We start from the raw sequence: 15,766 nt of genomic DNA on the forward strand, positions 1-15,766 counted from the left end.
AATGAATACGACTCATTTAGAGATTTTTGTAGCAAAAAATCAATCGGATGTGGATATATTTTGGGGACTCTTTAATAGTTACATAAATGAATTATCTCTCCATGTATCTATGGGCGATGATTTTGACCTGGGTTACTTTTATTCAGACGAGTATAGAGAGATCATTGAAGAGCTAAGAACAAGAGAAATAAATCCTTTAAATTTGTTTCTTATACATAAGGACGGTACTATGCTTGGATTTTTAATGTATGTTACTTATTTTAATGAGGGTGGAAAGTGTTTTTTAATGGAGTATTATATTGAACCTATGTATCGGAATTTAGGGTATGGTGAATTTACCTATTCAATGGTCGAAAAACATGTTTATGCAGACGGTGCAAAGTATATCGAGTTAACCCCGACTAATGATGCAAATGAAAGGTTTTGGCGCAGTGTGGGATATATGAAATCATCGGATATGGATGAGGATCATAAATATATTTATCGGAAATCTCTTTGTATCTAAACCGTAAGGAGTTAATCCCTATGATCAAAAGAAGAAAGAAACTCATAATCATCTCCGCATTTCTTTCATTTTTACTTCTGATGCTGATTGTAGTCTATATGATAAATCCTCAACCTGTTAATGCAATGATGGTAGACTTTTCTAGTATGGAGAAGCAAGGTGAGCATATTTATGTAGAACCAGATATTTCAGAGGTCACAACAACGATACTTTTGAACGATTTCGAACAATCGAGGGAGAGAGTTTCTGGGTTCTTCGAAGATTTACAAGACAATCCAACCCTTCTTTTTGTTCAATCTCCACACGCTCTTGAGAAGTATGCTCAGAAGAATCGAACGGGCCAGACTTATTATACTTATTGGGGAAATTACATTGTTATTGGTCCAGACGGATTTAACGCGGATGTAATCGCCCATGAATTGATGCATAGTGAGTTAAGAAAGAGGTTGAAGAATAAGGATGAGGTTCCGGTGTGGTTTGATGAAGGTTTGGCTACCTTAGTTGACTATAGATATAACAGCGATAAGTTTATAAGTTTTGACAAGATAAATGAGCTAAGTAGTAGAGATGTCTTTTATGAACCCTCACATGTAAAAGAAAATTATGAGATCGCCCATTCAGAAATTAATAGATGGTTTGGAATCGTTGGAAAGTCAGGTTTAGTAGAGCTTATTGATGGATTAAATAATGGAAAAGAGTTCAAAACAATCTATAAATCAATCGAATCCCAAAGCTAGGAGGTTGAGATGAAGAAATTCATTATTGTAATTCTAGCCATAATTGCTTTATCACCATTACATGCAGTCTCCGCGGATTGGGCCGGTTCGTTTGTTGTTTATTCAGGTGACATCTACGAAATATCAGACGATGAACTCATCCCCTCGGAAGAAATCAATAAGAAGATAGGGCATGTAACTAAATATTCCGATGAGGAAGGAACGTACAGGGGGAATTTCTCGAATATTTATCCTAAAGGTACGCCTTACTATTCGATTATCAATACCGATCCAAAAGATTTCATTGCTATTAAGACCCAAGAGGGTATCTTTGTAAAAGCTTATAACAAAGGCCATTATCCCAATGATGAATTGGTTAAAAAAACGATTTGGATGTATTTCTTATTGGGGACATCGATTATCGTCTTATTAATAATAATTTGGATAATAAAGCGGAGGAAAGGATGATCTATGACAACTAATACATCACAAAAGATAGAACAAGCCTTCAAAAAAACGATAAGCTCACGTCACATTCACGAAGGCGTCCTATACATTGAGAATACAGATGGCGACTACTCCTATAATATTGGATATGGGGAGAAGAATATAGACTCACCTTTGCTAATGGCCAGCATCACCAAGCTGTTTACCACCACCTGTATTTTGGCCCTACAAGAGCGAGGTAAACTGTCGTTGGATGACAAGGTTACACAGTATTTTGATAACGCTGTGTTAAGTGGTCTTCATGTCTTTGGTGGTAATGATTATTCGTTTGACCTGACAATATCCGATTTATTGTTTCAGGTTAGTGGCTTGCCAGATGTATTTGAAGAAGGAAAAGAGAATGACAAGCGTCGTGCGATTAAGGAGGATTATTATATTACCTTCGAGGAACAGATTGCATTAATTAAAAAATTGAAGCCTCATTTTATGCCTCGTACCAAACGAAAAGCATATTATGCGGATATAAATTTTGATTTACTAGGTGAAATCATTGAGAAGGTAGAGCAGTCAACATTAGCAGAAGTCTATAAGCGGTTCATATTTGATCCCCTGTCACTCGTAAGTACATATCTCCCTGAAGGTGACAACGATTTTGTACCGAATATCTTTTATCAAAATAAATCAATTAACCGTTCCAAATTTATTAGGAGTTGTCGTGCGAGTGGAGGATGTATCACCACAGCTCGTGAATTAATGATATTTATCAAAGCTTTCTTTGGTGGGATGCTATTTAAAAATGAGTTGTTTAAGATGCTATCGGCTTCTAATAAACTTCAATTATCGATGGGACCTATTTACTATAGCAGCGGCTATATGAGAATTCCTTTGGATGGCTTGTCCACGCTTTACATGGGGAAAGGTGAGTTACTAGGGCACTCCGGTTCAACAGGTTCGTTTGCCTTTTTTTATCCTATTAAAAATTTATTCATTGTGGGGGATCTAAACCAGATGGGTAATCCTGCACTCCCCATTAGGCTATCAATGAAACTTGCTATGATGATGAAATAAAAAATAGTGAACGCCAAGAGTTAGGATATTCACTGCTGAATTATTATACTCAGTCATCCAACCTTCATAAATCTTTAATAAAGGAGACGTACCAGTGAACAACATCAAAGTGCTTCATTATGATGCGTTTTCTCCTTATCCGAACAAAGGAAATCCAGCTGGTGTAGTATTAGATGCGGCTCATTTGAGCGAAAGTGACATGCAATCGATAGCTCATAAGGTCGGTTTTAATGAAACAGTTTTTGTAGTCTCATCGGATGTAGCTGATTTAAGGTTTAAGTATTTTACGCCAGGCCATGAGATCAATCTTTGTGGGCATGCAACTATGGCTTCTTTATTTGCTTTAAAAACAAAGGGTATCCTTGGAGAGGCAAGCTCGGTAAAGATCGAAACAAACGTGGGTGTGCTCCCCATTCAATTCAGTATGGACAACAATAATCACTTACTAATAAAAATGAAGCAAGATCATCCCGAGTTTATTGAATTTGACGGTGATAGAGCTAAGCTTGCCCATGCTTTAGGCTTAACAGTTGACGAATTTGATGAGGATATGCCGATTGTTTATGGCTGTACTGGCGCATGGACTCTATTAGTTCCAATTAAGAGTATAGATAGCTTTAATAAAATGAAACCGATAAACGAGTTGTTTCCGGAGATTTTAACGCAGCTTCCAAGAGCATCGATACACCCATTTTCACTCCACACGCTTGATCCGCACGCTTTAATGCACGCCAGACATTTCTCATCGCCTTTTTCGGGAACCGTTGAAGATCCAGTAACAGGTACAGCATCGGGAGTTATGGGGGCTTATTATTTAAAATATATTAATCCGCACATGGACTCAATCCAATTTGATGTAGAACAAGGACAAGAAATCAGTAGTGATGGGAAAGTAAATGTAGAAGTGTACCGACTAGATTCTGATAGAATGGATGGAACTGCGGTGTTTGTGGGGGAGGTAGATTTAGGGAAATGATAAAATATACTCACTTGGAGTGTACGGAGTCTTAGTGATACCCAGTTAGAAGAGTTACATCAACTCCTTTTGTGAAGAAAATAATGCTGGGTCATTATTAGAACTTTAATGATCTATGGAATGGAGGTAACCTCATGATTGAAATTGATTGTCTGGGAGAAATCTGCCCAGTACCAGTAATGATGTTAAAAAAACATCAAAAAGCCATTCAAAATGGCGAAAAAGTGATGCTGGTTACTGATCATAGCTGCGCGAAAGTTTCTATCACGGATTACTGTCGTGGTTCAAATCTAAAATGTTCCATTCAAGAAGTCATTAATGGGGTATGGGAGATTACGATTGAGCTATAAGTTCAACATAATGTATCAATCAATGTCTTTTCTATATAACGAATTAATTGTTTCGTATCATTGTCACAACGCTGATTGTGTTTTTTTACCATGTAGACATCGTTATTTACCTGGAACTGATCAATATGAATGATCTTGAGTTGTTTACTATACAACTCTTTTTTTATGGACATATAAGGGAGAAAGGCGACACCATGTCCTCTAATGGCAGCAAGCTTTACCGCCTCAATGGAGTCCAGATTAAACAGTATATTTAATTTAAGCTCCCCTGCAGATATGTTGTTCAAAGCCCTTTGCACACAATGAAGCTGTGAGGACCAGATTAAAGGATATTTAGGGAGCTCATTCAGTGTGATTTTATCAGGACATACAGTCGTACTGCTTGCCACTAACATAACTTGATCAGAAAACACCATATTGGAGCATAATTCAGATTTCGGGGAAGGCCCGGAAATAAAGCCAACATCACCCTCTTCAAGAAGTAAACGTTCCTCTACTAGTGACGATGCCCCTTCGTTTAGAGTGATATGGCAATTGGGAAAATGTTTTTTTACCTCATATAAGGTACAGGGCAGGGCATAATTACAGACTTCTGGAATCGCATAAATAGACAGCTCATGTTGTGTTGGCTGTAAATGATTGATTTCTGTGACCATATCATCATATAATTTACAGATTTGCTCCGCATACTTCTCCGCTATAATCCCTGCTTCTGTAAGGCTGGCCCCTTTATTACTTCTCACAAAAAGCTCAGAACCCAGGGTATTCTCCCAGGATTTCAACTGCTGACTAAGTGCGGATTGGGTGATATGAGATTTCTGAGCGGCTTTAGATATACTTTTTAACGAAGCAATATCTAAAAATAATTTAAGCGTTTCCATATTCATACTTATTCCTCCTGTTGCCCGCTGTTAGTGCACACTATAGCATACTTGATTACGCTCCATCTGTGCCATTAGTAACACTTATACAGCATAAAGAAAGCAGATAACCACAGCTCGAATAAGTATGTTACTATTTTCACATAGTCAATTACATAAAACGATGGAGGTGTTAGAATATGGGGCAAACCGTAAGTCCCGAAACGAAATCAACCCGAACCAGAGCTCCTAGAAAACCTAAAAAGAGTCAGTTGCCCATCGCGTTGCTGGTTACAGTTCTCATTATTGGGTTTGGTTTTTTCCTAGACCATTCCCACGATAAAATGGTTGTCTACCTGCTTTTCGGTATTTCGTTTGGCGTTATTTTGCAAAGATCACGATTCTGCTTTACTGCATCACTTAGAGATCCATGTATTACAGGCAGCACATCGGTAACAAGAGCTGTACTGATAGCATTTTCTCTCGCTACGATCGGATTTACAGCCATTAAGTATCCAGCGTTCCTGGAAGGTAAACCGATTCCTGGGATGGACAATGTGGGTCAAATCAGTTTTGCTTTGATAATTGGCGCTGTATTATTTGGAATTGGCATGGTTATTGCAGGTGGTTGCGCTTCGGGTACATTGATGCGTGTAGGTGAAGGGTTCACAATGCAGATGCTGTCGCTTGTATTTTTTATCATTGGTTCACTTTGGGGATCACATGATATGGGTTGGTGGAGAGCTAACGTTATAAAGGATGCACCAACAGTATTTTTACCAGACGTCTTTGGTTGGCTTGGAGCACTAGTTGTTCAGTTCCTGATCATTCTTCTGTTGTACATCGCTGCAGTTAAATGGCAAGAGAAAAAGATGGGAAGCGCAGATTAGTATAAGTTATTACGTGAATATTTTCACTATTGGTATTTCAAAAAAATATAAAGGTGGTTTTTAAGATGGCTGAATTTACACTTGATTGCATGGGAGAAGCTTGTCCGGTACCGTTAATGAGAACAGAAAAGAAGATGACTGAACTAAATGTTGGAGACGTTTTAGTTGTTGCTATTGATCATAGTTGCGCAATGAAAAACGTACCAGAATGGGCGAGAAAACAGGGACATAATGTGGAAATCGAAGAGGTCGATGATGGCGAGTGGGAAGTTGTTATTGAGAAGGTAAAATAGGATCGCTGAGTAGGAAAGGACGGTGAATGAAACGGTGAACGAATTCTGGTTGAAGATATCGTCTAACCGCTTTTACAAGCAATTGCTCAAAGAACCGTTTACTTATGTAACTGGAGCTGTACTTCTGGCTGTGTTCGCTACAGCACATCTGGCTGTTTTCTCAAAAGGATGGGGAGTAACCAGCGCCTTCGCGGACTGGGGAGCTTGGGCGTATCGACTGGTAGGAGGAAATGTAGATAACTGGGCTTACTTTAGTACGGAGAAAGCTCAAAAAACATTATCTTCCGGATTTTTAAATGATGGTGGGTCCATTCGAAATGTAGGGATTATCTTAGGTGCATTAGCAGCGACATTGTTTGCTTCCGAGTTCAAGCTTAAGAAAATTAAGTCCAAAAAGCAGGTAGTGGCAGCTGTACTTGGTGGGTTGCTCATGGGGTACGGAGCTAGACTGGCTAATGGATGTAATATAGGTGCATTATTTACGGCTATAGCTTCTTTATCGCTTTCAGGCTGGATTTTTGGATTGTTCCTGCTGGTTGGTGCATTTATAGGCAGTAAATTATTAGCCAAATTCTTTATGTAAAAGTGAAATAGGCTGAGCTTATAGTGCTGACGAGAGTCAGCCTATTTTATTGAAATCAAAATCTACACAGGAGGGACAATTGAAATGGAAAAGAAGACAGAACAGTATGATGTCGTCATTATCGGTGGCGGGGCTGCTGGATTAACAGCAGGGATCTATTGTGGACGAGCAAAATTGAAGACACTCCTCTTGGAAAAATCGTTGGTAGGCGGTCTTGCGACTTATACTAATGAAATAGAAAATTATCCTGGTTTTCCTGAAGGAACGACCGGAACAGATCTTATGGGATTATTTCATAAACAAGCCAAAAAATTTGGTGTTGATTTCAAAATGACAGATGTCAAATCTGTCTCGGTAGCAGAGGACATTAAAGTAGTGGAGACCTTTCGGGTTCGATATGAGTGTAAAGTCATTATCATAGCCAGTGGAGGAAAACCAAGAATTACAGGTGCAGCTAATGAAGATATGTTCTTATATGATAAAGGGATTTCCTTCTGTGCAACCTGTGACGCTGCGGCAAATACGGGGAAGACAGTTATGGTCGTTGGCAGTGGTGATGCAGCTATTGAGGAAGGGATGTTTCTGACTAAGTTTGCTGATAAAGTGATCGTATCTGTCATGCATGATCATGGGAAAATGGATTGTAATGAAATTGCCAAAACGCAGGCACTAGAAAACCCTAAAATGGAATTCATGTGGAATACGGTGGTAAGTTCTTTCGAAGGTGAGGAACGTTTGAATTCCGTCGTCCTGAAAAATTTAAAATCTAATGAACTGCAAAACGTAAAGGTCGATTCATGTTTCTTATTTATTGGATACACCCCGAACACAGAAATCTTATCAGGTGTAGTAGATTTGAATCGAAATGGTTATGTACTTATTAATGAGAAATTGGAAACGAATATCCCTGGTGTTTTTGCAGCGGGAGATGTGTGCGATAAGTTTCTTAAACAAGTTGCTACTGCTGTTGGCGATGGTGCCATTGCAGGGTACGGTGCAGAGAAGTATATATCTGAATGTGAGGTTTATGAGCATCAAATTCTAAATCAAGGTAAATCATCCGTTGTTTATTTATGGAATGCCACAGATCCTTCCTGTCGGGAGTTATTGCCTCTAATTGAAGGATTTGAGCAATCCCATTCGGATGTCAGGGTCACAAAGGTAGATGTATATAAGTCACCCGGACTTGCCGCCAAGCTAGGAATAGATTCAGTTCCTTCTATTGTTTATCTGGATAATGGGAAGGTCCAAAAAGTAATTACTGAAAAGATAAATGAAGAAATACTGAGTACTCTTGCTAATTAAGGAGAAAGTCAAAGACACATGCAGATGTTATCTCTGTATGTGTCTTTTTTTATTCAAGCTTAAGGAATATGAGACGAGCTAATGCAAGAGAGTGTCAAAGTATCAATAATAGTTGTTTTGTCATATATTTTTGAAAGCGCTTAAACCTTATGATTATTTTATAAATGTTGCAACTATAGCGGAGGGAGAAAGGACATCAATTATCTGTACATATCTTCAAAATCATCACAAGGAGGATTCACCTATGGCGAACGCAAGCGTCGCACCAGACAAGAGATCAGGACCGAATCTCAACAAGCAACGAACTAGCGGGATCAGACGCTTTTTTAAGCAAATAGATCTACAGCTTATGGTATTACCAGCACTTGTTCTAGTTTTTATTTTTGCCTATATCCCCATGTACGGGATTCTAATTGCATTCCAGGATTACAAGTTAGGGAATAGTTTTATTAGCAGTGACTGGGTTGGTTTTAAGCACTTTATTTACTTTTTTAATGCACCTGAATTTGAAGTGGTTATGAAAAATACAATCATCATCAGCTTACTGAAATTTTGTTTTGGATTTCCTGCACCGATTATTTTGGCGTTAATGCTGAACGAAGTTCGTAAGATGTTCTTTAAACGGGTTATTCAGACCGTTACATATTTGCCTCACTTCTTATCTTGGGTAGTTATCGGCTCAATGGTTACCTCGATGTTATCTGTAGATAACGGCAGTATAAATATGCTGCTTGAGAAATTGAAATTTATTGATGAACCGATCAACTTCCTTTCCATGACAGAATATTTCTGGGGCATTTTAGTTACAACCAATGTATGGAAAGAAATTGGATTTGCTTCAATCGTCTATTTAGCTGCCATTGCTGGTATTGACCCGCATTTATATGAAGCGGCTTCGATGGATGGTGCAAGTCGGTTTAAACAGATATATTTGATTACGTTGCCTTCAATTATGCCAGTTGTAATCATCTTTATGATTTTGGCAATCGGTAATCTGGTGAATGCAGGATTCGAAGATATTTTGATCCTAGCTTCTAATCCAGCACTACGAGAAGTGTCAGATTCAGTTGATGTATATGTTGTACGTGTCGGTATAGACAATTTCAGGTACTCCTATGCGACTGCTATCGGATTGTTCAAGGCCGTGATCAGCGTGACATTACTTACCTTTGCCAACTTCATTGCCAGAAGAGCAGGGAACAGCTTGTGGTAATGAATTACTCAATATAGGGGGACCAAACTATGAAACGTATTAATATAGGAGATCGAATATTTATAGGATTCATATATGTATTCTTGACTTTACTGGCATTTTCCGCTTTTTATCCATTTTGGAATTCACTTGTTATTTCCTTTAATGAGGGGATGGATACTTCGAAAGGCGGAGTTACTTTCTGGGTCCGTGAGTTCACGCTTGAGAATTATAAGATCGTTTTTGAAGATTCCCGTCTAATGGGTGGATTCGTCATTGCTACATTGCGGACGGTAATCGGTACAGTAACAGCGATACTGGCCACTTCGATATTCGCTTATGGAATGTCGAAGCGTGAACTGATGGGTCGCAAATACTACATGATTATGTGTATCATTACTATGTATTTCGGTGGGGGACTCATTCCGTCATACATGCTTATCAGAAGTTTAGGTCTCTTCAACTCATTTTGGGTGTTTATTATTCCTGCACTGGTCAGCGTATGGAATATGATCATATTCCGGACCTTCTTTCAAGGTCTTCCACAAGGTTTAGAGGAGTCAGCAAAGATTGACGGTTGCGGGTATTGGGGGACTTTTGTCCGCATTGTACTTCCTTTGTCGGGGCCAGTTATAGCAACATTATCTTTGTTCACAGCAGTAAATCACTGGAATGAGTGGTTCGTAGCGAGTATTTACATTACGAAAGAGGAGTTAATGCCGATTCAGACCATCTTAAGACAGATACTGTTCTCTAATATTGCTTCAGAACAGCTGTCTAATGTAGATGCAAGCTCCATTGCTCATATTAACTCGGCTAAGAAAATAACCTCGAAGTCATTAACGATGGCTACGATCATGGTTGCAACCATTCCGATTGTATGTGTGTATCCATTCCTACAAAGATTCTTCGTTAAAGGGGTCTTGGTCGGATCATTAAAAGAGTAGGATGATAGAATGAGATTGGGTTTAGAGCGTATTGCTTTGAACATAGATTACAAATTGAAAGGGGAAAATACATTGAAGACTAAGAGAAAGATGCTTCTCGGTATGATGTCTACCTTGCTATTAACGACTTTGGTGGCGGGTTGTAGTGGCAACAATTCAAGCGCTCCAGCGGCAACTGCTGAACCAGAGAAAGAAGGAGGAACAGCGGTCAACACAGCAACTGAAGCTCCCGCGGCTGATTTGTATGAATTAGGGAAAGAACCGCTTGAAGTCTCATTCTACGGAAATTACGGCTGGTATCAAATGCCGAAATGGGGCAAAGATGCTGCTTCTAAATGGATTTTAGATAATCTGAAGATTAATGTCACAGGAATTAGCTCTGGTGGTAATAACGCTCAAAAGCTACAAACGATGATCGTTGGTAACGAGCTGCCGGATATTGTGTGGACCGAGAAAGGTGCTGACGTAGAACGTCTTCGCCAAGCGGATATGCTAGTTCCTTTAGATGAATATATTGATAAATATCCAAACTTTAAGAAATACCTAACATCTGGACATTTGGAATTACTTCGTTCCCCTGATGGGAAGATTTATCAGCTGCCGAATTATTATACAACTCAACCAAACGGAAATGCCGGTTATGCTATTAATAAGAAGATTTACAAAGAGCTTGGTTCTCCTAAGCTAGAAACGACAGATGATTTGTATGCATATTTAAATGCTGTTAAGGCGAAGTTCCCTGACGTTATTCCGTTCGAGACAGGCTTAGCGAGAGATGGTAACGGAATTGACCAGTTATTTTCCTCTTTTAAAGAGAATAATCTGTCGTATACTAGAATATACGCCGTACCTGATGGCGACAAAATGGGTTCGATATACAAGGATGAAGGATTCCGTGAGTCTGTTGTATTTGCTGCTAAATTAATGCGTGAGAAGCTAATGACGCAGGATGCGAATACACAAACAGAAGATCAAATTAGAGAGAAAGCGATGAATGGCAAGTTTGCTGTTATTGCGACTTTTGATCCAATGAAATTGCTCGCCACTGCTGATGAAGAGATGAAGAAGACGGATCCAGAAGCTGGTTATATGTTTATTAAACCGATTTACAAAGCTGGTTTGGATCAAAGTAAGATTACTCCAGGAACGTACAATCAGTTAGGTTGGAACGTTGCTACAATCACTAAAAACGCTAAAAATCCAGAGGCTGTATTCGCTATGCTTGACTGGATGACAGGACCAGAAGGTTCTATGGTTCTTAACTGGGGTCCTCCAGGACCAGATGGTTATTGGGATGGATTTGAAGCAGATGGACTTACTCCTAAATTTAATAAAGATAAGTATCTGAATGAGCCAGAAGCTCTGTCCGAAATTAGCGGAAAAGCCGGTGACTTGGTATGGGTAGGTAATACAGTTTTCTTGGATAATACAAAGAAAATGATGTTGCAAACCCTTCCAGCTGACAAGATTGACTTTAGTAACCGTTGGCAGATGGAAGTTACTTGGGCTTCACAAGGTGACTTTACGGAGTTCCTGAATTGGGATCCGGCTCCAGACAGTGAAGAAGGTATTATTAGACAAAGTGTCAGAGATATCTGGTTAACAGCAAGAGCAAAATCTATGTATGCGAAGACTGATGCAGAAGCATTAGCAATTCTTGATAAAGCACATGAAGATTCTATCAAGGTTGGCTATGAGAAATTCCTCGATTATGTAACAAAAGTATGGACAGAAAATAAGAAAGCTTTAGGTAAATAATAATTTGTAATACGAAGGTTTGCTATTTAGCGAGCCTTCGTTTTTACGTCCCATTTCTAGTGCTCATTGCTTTATAAGCTGTTAGGTAAGAGAATGAATGGTATACTGAAAAAGATTGGTTAGTAGAATTCAGCAGGTTGGTTTAAAAACATTTCAAAGGAGGATTGTGTTGATGTACAACGTATTATTAGTAGACGATGAGATGCTTGATCTTGAAGGCATGAGACAATTCATTCCTTGGAATGAACTGGGGATGCAGGTCGTGGAGGCAGCGAATAACGCGTTTACCGCATGCGATATTTTAGAACAGCATGTTATTGATATTATTGTTAGTGATGTGAATATGCCGAATATGTCGGGTCTAGAGCTGGCTCGGATTGCCATAGAGAAAAAAAACGATATACGTGTGATTTTTGTAAGCGGTTACCAGGATTTCAGTTATGTGAAACAGGCGCTTTCGCTAAAAGCGTATAGCTATGTCCTTAAACCAATGGATGACAAGGAACTTATTGCTGCACTTCAGAAAGTTAAGCAGGATTTAGATGATGAAAGTAAACGGCGTGACGTTGAAGAAGCTTATCAGCATATGATTCCTATGGCCAAAAATGATTTGTTGATCCGCTTGTTTGAAGGGGAATGGGAGGGGGATACTCAAGCTGGAATGTTGAAGCTTATGAAATCTTACGGTCTGGATAAGCTGGAATGGCCTATACGTGTGGCGGTCTTGGAGCTGGACTATTTCAACTGGTTTCAAGAACAAGATAATCTAACTAAACATCTAATGTCCAAGGACTTTCTATATGAAGTGAATACAATTGCTCAGAAGCACGGGATGCCTCATTGCTATAAGGTATCGTCTTATCGAATCGCGTTGTTGATTAACGAACAGGAGATGGAGAGGTTTATTGAAGAAATTTATGACTCGATTCGTACAAAATTTCCTGTCACTATGACCGTAGGTGTAGGGAAGCCTACATTTGCTATGGAACAGGTCCACACCTCCTATCGGCAAGCTATGGAAGCCGTTGACGGAAAGATGTTTCTTGGCAAAGGCAAACTTATTATGTATGAAACGGTTAGCAGCGAACCTGGAATGATTGATGCCCGTACGTTGGATACCCGTATGGATACGCTTTTTAAAGCGATGAAAGAATATGAGTTAGTCCTTATTTATGATGAGATCGATAAGCTGTTCAGATCCGTGAGTAGTCTAAGATCTAAATTTACGATTCATAATCTAGCCATGTATATTATATGGAAGCTGGATCAGCAGTTGAAGGAGGTTAGCGAGGATTTATTTGAAATCTTAGGTATGGAGTTACATAGTTTAGATATTTTGCTTCAATTCGATACGATCAGTGATATACGCTCTTGGCTTGTACTCAAAACGTTTGAAATATCCGAGTACCTACGAAGCAAAACAGAGTCAGTGAACAATAAACTGATTAGAGAAATTATGCAAATGATGAAGGATAAGATGAGCGAGAATTTTACGTTAAAGGATATTGCACAGCAGTTCTCTTTCTCACCCAACTATTTGGGATATCTATTTAAAGAGGAAACTGGGAAAACGTTCAGCGAAGTACTCATTCAGCTGCGAATGGAACAAGCAGGCAAGCTTTTGAAAGATCCGAAGTGTAAAATCTATGAAATCGCGAGCCAGGTAGGTTACCGTTATCTTCCTTACTTCAGCAGACAGTTCAAAGAAGCCTATGGTATGACACCTATGGAGTATCGTAAGCGGGAGAAGTGATGGGGGATGATGTTGCATGAAACAACCAAGAAGAAAACATAAGTATGTGCCGATAGGGTATAAATTAATGCTGACCTATATTTTTTTCATTATTATCCCTGTATCCGTGATCGGTTTTGTCTCTCACTCTATGTACAATGATTCATTACGCGAGCATACAAGCTCGAATATTAAAGGTACGTTGTTGCAGATTCGCGATAATATTGATTATAAAATGGGGGAAGTTATTCGGATATCAACGCAATTATATAGTGATTATGATTTCTATCGGAATTTGCGAAGTTATGAAGAAGGCTGGGAAAATTATGATAGGATGTCTATGAAGGTACTTCCAAAGCTGGACGTAGCTATTCAATCAACGGGTATGAGGATTGGGATGTCGCTATTTTTAAAGAATGAATCCATTCCTGAGATCTATTCGAATTCACTTGAGGGCTATCTGGATAATAGTAGCTTCTATCATCTTTACCATATGAAACGGATTGAAGGGAAATCCTGGTATTATGATTTTCCAACCGAGAAATACGCGGAGACTATGAAATGGTGGCAGATCGAGCGCGATGTAGAAAATAATCGGATCTCGTTGCTCCGTAGATTAATAGATACATACGACCCTCTCGTGCCTAAGGAGATTGGCTTCTTGCGGATTAATGTAGGCATTCCAGATCTGTTTAATAGTGTGAATTATACGAAGATAGGAAAAGGAAGTATTCTAATTTTAAAAAACGAGTTCGGAAGAACGATGTACCAATCGGGAGAACTACCAGAGCACTATACCAATGAAGCCGAACTTAATAAGGATTACCTGACGATTAGTGAAACAGTTACGGTTTCTAACCAAGCTTGGCAATTAAACGCGCTAGTTCCAATTACGATACTTGAACAGGATGCAGTGAAGGTACGACTGTTTATTATTTTAATGTGTCTCATCTGTTGTGTTGTTTTTAGTTTTGTCGGCATATTTATATCCCGATATTTTTCAATTCGGATTAATAAGTTCGTGTACGTGCTGAATGCCTATCGGGAAGGTGATCTTCACAAGCGTATTTCCTATCGAGGCAAGGATGAATTCTCTCAGATTGCAACCGCGTTAAATGATATGGGCGAGAATATCGATATGTTGATTAAAGAAGTATATTTGACGCAGCTCCAGAAGAAGGAAGCAGAGCTTGAAATTCTACAATCACAAATCAATCCTCATTTCCTATATAATACGTTGTCATCTATTATTCAATTAGCCAAGTTTGGTCAAAATGAAAAGCTGCAGCAGATGGTGCTGGAATTAGCGAAGTTTTATCGCCTGACGCTTAATGAAGGACGTACCATGATTCCGGTCCCCACTGAAATTGAACAAGCAAACGCTTATTTAGAAATTCAGAAAATTAAATACGGTGATCGTCTGGAAGTTATGTTTGATTTTGATACAGAAATCTGGCCTTATGAGACCATAAAACTGATTCTACAACCATTTATCGAGAACGTGCTGAAGCACGCCTGGTGTGGTGACCACATTCATTTACGCATTGTTGGGCGTAAAGAGGGCAATGATATTCTGTTCCGCATCATTGATGATGGAATCGGCATGAGACAGGAACGTATTGATCAAATTTTTGATCCAAAGGGCCATACGAATACAGGTTATGGGGTCCGTAATGTGGATCAGCGGATTAAACTGCAATATGGATCTGAGTATGGCGTAACCATTTTTAGTCGTGTCGGAATTGGCACTTCTGTTCAGATACTTATTCCGGCTAATAAGGGCAAGCGTGGCATTCGTTCGAATATTGTACATGATGAAAAGGGGTCTTAAAGCTAGTTTTTCTAGCCAAGACCCCTTTAGCTTTAATTAGAACCCTTTATATTGAGGCTCTTCGGACTCTAATTCGGTTACCCGGTTCTCTACTTGAGTTACGATTTGTTGTGTTTGCTCAGCTGCGTTTGTGAACAAGGTTTTTGCACTCTCGTTTTGTGTTTCTAGTGCAAATTGTTCAAGACTGGCTTGAGCACCTTTTAAAGAAGATAAACATGTTTTTACTTGTGAGGCTACTGTCATTGAGTTTCTCTCCTCTGTGTTGGATTATTAGCATGACGATTGCTATTGTCCTCAAATGCATCTATCGTTA

At 39.1% G+C, this 15,766-nt stretch carries 17 protein-coding genes; 15 read left to right on the forward strand and 2 right to left on the reverse strand.

Going from position 1 to position 15,766, the window contains the following annotated elements; translation table 11 throughout:
- The first annotated feature begins 1 nt into the window (after position 1).
- The 6 genes from NSQ50_RS13875 (at position 2) to NSQ50_RS13900 (ending at position 4,062) form a co-directional block, all read left to right on the forward strand.
- Entirely contained in the window at positions 2-505 is a 504-nt protein-coding gene (locus NSQ50_RS13875) for a GNAT family N-acetyltransferase (protein WP_036678275.1), read from the forward strand.
- Positions 506-525: 20 nt separating this feature from the next.
- Positions 526-1,242, forward strand: coding sequence for a hypothetical protein (locus NSQ50_RS13880; RefSeq protein WP_036678273.1), 717 nt, complete (start codon positions 526-528; stop codon positions 1,240-1,242).
- A 9-nt stretch (positions 1,243-1,251) separates the two neighbouring features.
- A complete protein-coding gene (locus NSQ50_RS13885) occupies positions 1,252-1,689 on the forward strand; it encodes a hypothetical protein (protein WP_174890037.1) in 438 nt (145 codons plus the stop codon).
- Positions 1,690-1,692: 3 nt separating this feature from the next.
- Entirely contained in the window at positions 1,693-2,736 is a 1,044-nt protein-coding gene (locus NSQ50_RS13890) for a serine hydrolase domain-containing protein (protein ID WP_036678270.1), read from the forward strand.
- A gap of 94 nt (positions 2,737-2,830) precedes the next feature.
- Entirely contained in the window at positions 2,831-3,712 is an 882-nt protein-coding gene (locus tag NSQ50_RS13895; RefSeq protein ID WP_076222642.1) for a PhzF family phenazine biosynthesis isomerase, read from the forward strand.
- A gap of 134 nt (positions 3,713-3,846) precedes the next feature.
- On the forward strand, positions 3,847-4,062 hold the full coding sequence (locus NSQ50_RS13900) for a sulfurtransferase TusA family protein (RefSeq protein WP_036678264.1): 216 nt from the start codon (positions 3,847-3,849) through the stop codon (positions 4,060-4,062).
- A gap of 2 nt (positions 4,063-4,064) precedes the next feature.
- Here the strand turns inward: NSQ50_RS13900 and NSQ50_RS13905 are convergent, their stop codons facing one another.
- Entirely contained in the window at positions 4,065-4,949 is an 885-nt protein-coding gene (locus NSQ50_RS13905; RefSeq protein WP_036678261.1) for a LysR family transcriptional regulator, read from the reverse strand.
- 173 nt (positions 4,950-5,122) lie between these two features.
- On the opposite strand from NSQ50_RS13905, the gene NSQ50_RS13910 reads away from it, so the two are divergent.
- The 9 genes from NSQ50_RS13910 (at position 5,123) to NSQ50_RS13950 (ending at position 15,453) form a co-directional block, all read left to right on the forward strand.
- Positions 5,123-5,812, forward strand: coding sequence for a YeeE/YedE thiosulfate transporter family protein (locus NSQ50_RS13910; RefSeq protein ID WP_036678259.1), 690 nt, complete (start codon positions 5,123-5,125; stop codon positions 5,810-5,812).
- Positions 5,813-5,877: 65 nt separating this feature from the next.
- Positions 5,878-6,105, forward strand: a complete 228-nt coding sequence (locus NSQ50_RS13915) for a sulfurtransferase TusA family protein (RefSeq protein ID WP_036678256.1) — start codon at positions 5,878-5,880, stop codon at positions 6,103-6,105.
- Between the two features lie 22 nt (positions 6,106-6,127).
- A complete protein-coding gene (locus NSQ50_RS13920) occupies positions 6,128-6,688 on the forward strand; it encodes a YeeE/YedE thiosulfate transporter family protein (protein WP_232061338.1) in 561 nt (186 codons plus the stop codon).
- Positions 6,689-6,772: 84 nt separating this feature from the next.
- A complete protein-coding gene (locus tag NSQ50_RS13925) occupies positions 6,773-7,993 on the forward strand; it encodes an FAD-dependent oxidoreductase (protein ID WP_076222640.1) in 1,221 nt (406 codons plus the stop codon).
- A gap of 244 nt (positions 7,994-8,237) precedes the next feature.
- Positions 8,238-9,206, forward strand: coding sequence for an ABC transporter permease (locus NSQ50_RS13930; protein WP_036678250.1), 969 nt, complete (start codon positions 8,238-8,240; stop codon positions 9,204-9,206).
- Positions 9,207-9,235: 29 nt separating this feature from the next.
- Positions 9,236-10,132: a carbohydrate ABC transporter permease gene (locus NSQ50_RS13935; RefSeq protein ID WP_036678249.1), complete on the forward strand. Its 897-nt coding sequence runs from the start codon at positions 9,236-9,238 to the stop codon at positions 10,130-10,132.
- A gap of 72 nt (positions 10,133-10,204) precedes the next feature.
- Positions 10,205-11,890: an extracellular solute-binding protein gene (locus NSQ50_RS13940; protein WP_170914248.1), complete on the forward strand. Its 1,686-nt coding sequence runs from the start codon at positions 10,205-10,207 to the stop codon at positions 11,888-11,890.
- Positions 11,891-12,062: 172 nt separating this feature from the next.
- Positions 12,063-13,643: a response regulator gene (locus tag NSQ50_RS13945; protein WP_036678246.1), complete on the forward strand. Its 1,581-nt coding sequence runs from the start codon at positions 12,063-12,065 to the stop codon at positions 13,641-13,643.
- A 16-nt stretch (positions 13,644-13,659) separates the two neighbouring features.
- Positions 13,660-15,453, forward strand: coding sequence for a sensor histidine kinase (locus NSQ50_RS13950; protein WP_036678245.1), 1,794 nt, complete (start codon positions 13,660-13,662; stop codon positions 15,451-15,453).
- A gap of 36 nt (positions 15,454-15,489) precedes the next feature.
- Here NSQ50_RS13950 and NSQ50_RS13955 read toward each other — a convergent pair whose 3' ends face one another.
- Complete coding sequence (locus NSQ50_RS13955; RefSeq protein ID WP_036678243.1) at positions 15,490-15,696, reverse strand: DUF1657 domain-containing protein; 207 nt, start codon at positions 15,694-15,696, stop codon at positions 15,490-15,492.
- Positions 15,697-15,766 lie beyond the last annotated feature (70 nt).

The organism is Paenibacillus sp. FSL R10-2788, assembly GCF_038003885.1.
Classification (GTDB): Bacteria; Bacillota; Bacilli; order Paenibacillales; family Paenibacillaceae; genus Paenibacillus_AQ; species Paenibacillus_AQ odorifer.

Coding starts and splice junctions, on each gene's coding strand:
- NSQ50_RS13875 (WP_036678275.1), top strand. CDS start 2: ATGAATACGACTCATTTAGAGATTTTTGTAGCAAAAAATCAATCGGAT.
- NSQ50_RS13880 (WP_036678273.1), top strand. CDS start 526: ATGATCAAAAGAAGAAAGAAACTCATAATCATCTCCGCATTTCTTTCA.
- NSQ50_RS13885 (WP_174890037.1), top strand. CDS start 1,252: ATGAAGAAATTCATTATTGTAATTCTAGCCATAATTGCTTTATCACCA.
- NSQ50_RS13890 (WP_036678270.1), top strand. CDS start 1,693: ATGACAACTAATACATCACAAAAGATAGAACAAGCCTTCAAAAAAACG.
- NSQ50_RS13900 (WP_036678264.1), top strand. CDS start 3,847: ATGATTGAAATTGATTGTCTGGGAGAAATCTGCCCAGTACCAGTAATG.
- NSQ50_RS13905 (WP_036678261.1), bottom strand. CDS start 4,949: ATGAATATGGAAACGCTTAAATTATTTTTAGATATTGCTTCGTTAAAA.
- NSQ50_RS13910 (WP_036678259.1), top strand. CDS start 5,123: ATGGGGCAAACCGTAAGTCCCGAAACGAAATCAACCCGAACCAGAGCT.
- NSQ50_RS13915 (WP_036678256.1), top strand. CDS start 5,878: ATGGCTGAATTTACACTTGATTGCATGGGAGAAGCTTGTCCGGTACCG.
- NSQ50_RS13925 (WP_076222640.1), top strand. CDS start 6,773: ATGGAAAAGAAGACAGAACAGTATGATGTCGTCATTATCGGTGGCGGG.
- NSQ50_RS13930 (WP_036678250.1), top strand. CDS start 8,238: ATGGCGAACGCAAGCGTCGCACCAGACAAGAGATCAGGACCGAATCTC.
- NSQ50_RS13935 (WP_036678249.1), top strand. CDS start 9,236: ATGAAACGTATTAATATAGGAGATCGAATATTTATAGGATTCATATAT.
- NSQ50_RS13945 (WP_036678246.1), top strand. CDS start 12,063: ATGTACAACGTATTATTAGTAGACGATGAGATGCTTGATCTTGAAGGC.
- NSQ50_RS13950 (WP_036678245.1), top strand. CDS start 13,660: ATGAAACAACCAAGAAGAAAACATAAGTATGTGCCGATAGGGTATAAA.
- NSQ50_RS13955 (WP_036678243.1), bottom strand. CDS start 15,696: ATGACAGTAGCCTCACAAGTAAAAACATGTTTATCTTCTTTAAAAGGT.